Origin of the sequence: Methylobacterium sp. J-070 (assembly GCF_022829385.1) — a bacterium.
In the GTDB taxonomy this organism is placed as follows: domain Bacteria; phylum Pseudomonadota; class Alphaproteobacteria; order Rhizobiales; family Beijerinckiaceae; genus Methylobacterium.
In genome coordinates, this window is the sequence record NZ_JAKSXX010000269.1 from 1 (window position 1) to 3,145 (window position 3,145).

At 67.5% G+C, this 3,145-nt stretch carries 4 protein-coding genes; all 4 read left to right on the forward strand.

Features of this window, described 5'->3' with window-relative positions:
• A partial coding sequence (locus MKL01_RS30825) for a transposase (protein WP_243908992.1) occupies positions 1-445 on the forward strand: 445 nt, incomplete at its 5' end.
• Between the two features lie 384 nt (positions 446-829).
• Positions 830-2,086 (forward strand): exodeoxyribonuclease VII large subunit, encoded by a 1,257-nt coding sequence (locus MKL01_RS30830; protein WP_243908993.1) that lies wholly within the window; start codon positions 830-832, stop codon positions 2,084-2,086.
• 14 nt (positions 2,087-2,100) lie between these two features.
• Positions 2,101-2,286, forward strand: a complete 186-nt coding sequence (locus MKL01_RS30835) for a hypothetical protein (protein ID WP_243908994.1) — start codon at positions 2,101-2,103, stop codon at positions 2,284-2,286.
• A gap of 447 nt (positions 2,287-2,733) precedes the next feature.
• Positions 2,734-3,021, forward strand: a complete 288-nt coding sequence (locus tag MKL01_RS30840; protein ID WP_243908995.1) for a hypothetical protein — start codon at positions 2,734-2,736, stop codon at positions 3,019-3,021.
• The last annotated feature ends 124 nt before the right edge of the window (positions 3,022-3,145 follow it).

Below are 3,145 nucleotides of genomic sequence, written 5' to 3' on the forward strand. Positions count from 1 at the left end.
GTGCCGTCTGCACCTCGATCTGGCGCAGCTTCAGCACCACCTGCTCCGCGCTCGTCTTCTGACCTCGCCGCATGTCCGACTCCTTCGATCCTGGCTGATCCTCTCAATCAGCCCGGTCCAAAGCCAGCCGGTCAGGTCACCCAAACTCGCCGCGCTGATGGACGAGGCCGAGCCGGACGTGCTGGCCTACATGGGCTTCCCGGCCGCACACCGGGTCAAGCTCCACAGCACGAACCCGCTGGAGCGCCTCAACAGCGAGATCAAGCGCCGGACCGAGGTGGTCGGCATCTTCCCCAACGAGGCGGCCATCACCCGCCTTGTGGGCGCGATCCTGCTCGAACAGAACGACGAATGGGCCGTCCAGCGAGCCCGTTACATCACTCTGGAAAGCATCGCCCCCATCAGCGATGATCCTCTCGTCAGCCTGCCCACCCTGGCAGCCTGATCCTCCCGGCCCAAGCCGGTGATCGTGGTGGCTCTCAGCGAGCTACACCACGCCAGGGGACACGACCCTCGCCCGAGCCGGCGAGCGGGATGAAGCGAAAACGCGGAACGTCGGCTGTCTCCGACAAACCCCACCGAGGACGGGACCAAGATTTTGCGGCGAGCCCGGCGGCCCCCGCGATCTCCCGAAAAGGACGGCGATCCTCGCCTTTCACCCGTACCCACTCCTTCACCAATCCCAGAAGACCGAGACCGTAAGATGAGACACCACCGATTTTGCGCCTATGGCGGTGCGCCGTTGCGGCTAGGGGAAGCCAACTCCCGGCCAGCGGAGCCGCCTCGTCGGCCTCCTCCAACGCCGGGGGATGGTCGATGGCGAGGATCGGTGGGCGAGCTGCAGGATCTGTTCGCGGACCTGCGCGGGGCCGTGCGCCAGGAGCGCGTGATCAACGCGGCCGTGGTCGATGTGGAGCCGGGCGAGCACGGCGATGCCTTCCTCATCCTTGGCGAGCGCCACGCGACCGCCGGTGAGCCGCTGCGGCTGAAGGCGCGGCTACGGGCCGGCGGGTCGGCTTCGGCGGAGACCTTGTTGAACCGCGAGGTGGTGATCCAGATCCGCACTGGCCTGCGCTACGGCTTCGGTCGTGACCCCCGCGTCCGGGCCGAGATCGTCGAGGTCCTGGACATCGCCGCAGAGCCGATCGAGGCGATCCTCGGCCGCGATGAGACGCTCCGGCAGATCCGGGCCGACCGTCTGCCGCACGGGCCCACAACCTGGCACGAACCGCAGAACCTGCGTCGCGTGGTAATGATCGCCTCCGAGCGCGGCGAGGCCTTCGGTGACGTCCAACGCGTACTCTCCCCCTTCGTGCAGGGTGGTGCGTTGGATATCATCTTCGTGCCCGCGATCTTCGAGGGTCCCTCTGCGGAGCGCTCCCTGACCGAGGCCTGCGTCAAGGCCGAGGCGGCGTGCGCTGGTTATGACGCGCAGTCGGTCACCCTCTTGGTGCGCGGAGGTGGCCCGCAGGCAGCCTTCGCCCCGCTCGACGCAGCCGGGGTCGTGCACGCGGCCCTGCAGCTCCCGAACCTCGTGGTGGGCGTCGGGCACGCGGCCACACCAGAGACCGCGCTGGACGTCATCGCCGCCCGCTCGGTCGCCACGCCGACGGCTGCGGCGGTTCTGGTGCGGGATCTCTTGGAGACCTGCGCCGAGCGGGCCGCGCGCGCGCTCGCCGAGCTTGACGCCGCGATCGAGGAGCAGATCGAGGTTCCGGCCCGGAGCCTGCTCGCCCTGGTCGGGCGCGAGTTCGACGCGGCCGTGGATCTCTGCCTCCTCGAAGCCGAGAGCCGCCTCGCCGAGGTCGGGCGTGGCCTTGAGGCAGGCCTAATGAGCACGGTTGCCGCGCTCTCTCCGGCTGCCCCCGGGCCAAGGGCGATCGTAGAGCCGGGCCCCGTACTTGCTCACGCCACTACGGACTCAGAGGTGCATCCGACGCTGTTCGAGGAGACGCCGGAGGGTCCGGCGTTCGTCACCACCGCCGCGGCGGTGCACCCGGATGCCCTCCTCACGATCCTGCTCCCGGACGGGTCCGTCACCGTCCGGGTCGAGTACGTCCTCGTCATCCGCCCCGCTTCAACCTGAAGGACACTATGATCATGACCACCGACGCACAGCCCACACCGTTTCTCGACGCCCTGCGGCGGATCGAGGAGCTGACGAAGCGCATCCACCAGGGCGGGCTCGCGCACTTCGACAGCCTCGAAGCCGAGATGACCGAGATCCGCGAGATCCGGAGCGCCTTGGCGCAGCGCATCGCAGGGGTCCGCCGAGCGCGCGGCTGACGCTGCCCGTTTCACCCTGAAACGAGGAGAACCTGTACTGATCCCGCGACCGTGATGGAGCGGCCGCGCCGAAGAGGCCGGAGCCGCACGCCATCACGTGTGAGCACGCAGACAAACCCCAGCCGTGTGTCGGCCTGCCAAAGTACCTCGATCCACCGCGGATAGGGAGTAGAGGAGTTACAGGGAGGCTACCCGGAAGGAATGCCTCCAACTTTGCGGACCTGCGGCTCAATCACCGCGTTAGGCGAAATGCGCGCGGATTTTCCATGACCCTTTCGGATCCCACCCGCTTAGCCCTCACGGAAGCTGCCCTCGCATCTGCGGATCGGCTCTGGCGTGATGAGATGCACCGCATCTATGGGCCGGACGGGGTACTAACTTACGGATATGCGCCAGAAGGGCAGGGTGGCCTCGGCACGCCGCTGCGGCGAAGCTATGAGGCTCGGCGTGTCGCAGTCGCGCTCTGGCGGCACGAGCGGCACCAAGCGCCGCGGTTGCCCTGATCCGGCATTCGAATTGCCGAGCTGGTACCTGTCAAAAGCCCGCGAGGATGCGATGGCCGAGACCGATAAACCCAAGGGTGTAAGTGTCGTGCCACCGACCGTGCCGATCCGGAACGTCAACGTGCCGGATCCAACGACTGGCAGCGAGCCCGAGAGCAAGGACCCGGTCGAGGGTGCTACTGGCCATGAGGTTTTCGAAAAGGCCAAGGCAGAGTCAGAGCAAAGGAAGTGATTGCGACGGCTCGGCCGCTGACGCTCACCGCAGACCACCTCCTGGCGCCCACGACTGCCCCACTCCCCCGGGGCGGGTTCTAGCCTGGTCCGACAGGCTCCGATACGAGGCTGCACCCCTGATG